At 67.3% G+C, this 1,699-nt stretch carries 1 protein-coding gene; it reads right to left on the reverse strand.

The features are described from left to right. Positions 1 to 15: 15 nt before the first annotated feature. A complete protein-coding gene (locus ACFF45_RS35295) occupies positions 16 to 1,644 on the reverse strand; it encodes an ISAzo13 family transposase (RefSeq protein WP_381351126.1) in 1,629 nt (542 codons plus the stop codon). Between the last annotated feature and the right edge of the window lie 55 nt (positions 1,645 to 1,699).

Consider the following 1,699-nt stretch of genomic DNA (forward strand, 5'->3'; position numbering starts at 1 on the left):
AGGGCTTGCAGATCATTAACACGTCGTCTTGATCTTGTTGCTGAGCTCGTCGGTCAGGGCGAGGACACGTGCTTGGAGGGCTGCGAGACTGGCGGGTGGGGTCGTTGCGGGCGTGATTGCAATGCCATGGGCGTCGAGCAGTCGCCGGTTCTTCAGGAGGGTGCGGTGCATGGCGGTCCTGCTGCTGCCAAACAGCACGGCCAGAGGTTCCGCGGCCAGGGCGACCCGCAGGTGGAGCACGGTGGCCAGGACCTGTTCAAGGAAACAGAGCCGGGGCGGTCGGCCGCGCTGGAAGTCGCCGTCCGGGGCCAGAGTTTCTGTCAGTTGGTCCAGCTGCTGGCGGGTCATCCCGGTCAGCTCGGGATCAAACAGCAGAGCCTGATCCCGCTGCCGGGCGGGTTCCTGCGGGCCCCGGGCCGCCGGGACGGTTGGGGCCGGCTGAGGATGCAGGGCATAGTTCCAGTCACCGTGGAAGTTGTGCCGGGTCAGCGGCAGGGCGGCCATCTCCGCGTCCCCGATCTTGACGCCGGTGGGATAGGCGTTGGTGTCCAGCTGAGAGCTCACACGCAGTCCTGTGCGGGTCGTGGTCGCCGCGATCGACTGCACGATGACCTCGTGGCTGGTCAGCGGGCGGCCGCGCCAGTTCATGGTGATGTGTGAGAACAGCCGGTGCTCGATCTTGTTCCACTTCGACGTCCCTGGCGGCAGGTGGCACACGGTGATCGTGAGCCCGGTCTCGGCGGCGAGACGGGCGAGCTCGAGCTTCCAGGCCCGGGTGCGGTATCCGTTGGAGCCTCCAGCGTCCGCTGTGATCAGCAGCCGTGTCGCCCGTGGGTAGGCGGCCTGGCCCTGGCCGCGCCACCAGCGGCGGATCGATTCCACCGCGAACGCCGCGGTGTCGTGATCGGTTCCCACGTTGACCCAGCCGGTGTCCGCCGCGAGGTCGTAGATCCCGTACGGGACGGCCTTGCCCAACTGCGGGTCGGCAAAGTCATGGACGTTCACCAGCGCCGGATCAGCCGCAGGCCGCCACTGGCGGCCGTTGTTCTTGAACTCGCCGACGAGCTCCTTCTTCTTGGTGTCCACGCTGATCACCGGCTGGCCGGCGTCCCGGCAATCACGAGCCTGCTCGTTGAGATAGCGGAACTGGGCATCTCGATCTGGGTGCTGGCTTCCCTCGATGGTCTTGGCGTTGGCCTGCAGACTGAAGCCTTCCTCCCGCAGCAGGCCCGCGACGGTGTCCGCGCTGACTTTGTGCCCGGTCCGGGCGAGCTCCCGCGCCAGGGCGCGGGTCGACTTCACCGTCCACCGCAGCGGCGACATCGGATCGCCTCGCTCGTCCGGCTCGACCAGCGCCAGGAGAGCCGGCCGCAGGCCCGGATCAAGATCTGCGACCCGCTTGCGGCCTCCGCCCGGTCGCCGCACCCGCCCCAGAGGCTCCTCACCGGTCTCCAGCTCGGACACGCCCTTGCGGACCGTGGTCTCACTCACCGAGGCCGCCCGTGCTACGGCCCGAACACCACCGTGCCCCAGAACACGGGCCTCCGCGGCCATCAGTAGCCGTCTCTGTCGCTCATCCAGATGCGGGAACAACACCACGAACTTCATGGCGAGTTGAGTACAGATCTCGTCCGGGATGCGCATACCACATCAACGAGCCATGGGACGGGAAGCAACACCTTGATGATCTGCAAGCCCT

Source organism: Streptomyces cinereospinus, assembly GCF_042430725.1.
GTDB classification, from domain to species: domain Bacteria; phylum Actinomycetota; class Actinomycetes; order Streptomycetales; family Streptomycetaceae; genus Streptomyces; species Streptomyces cinereospinus.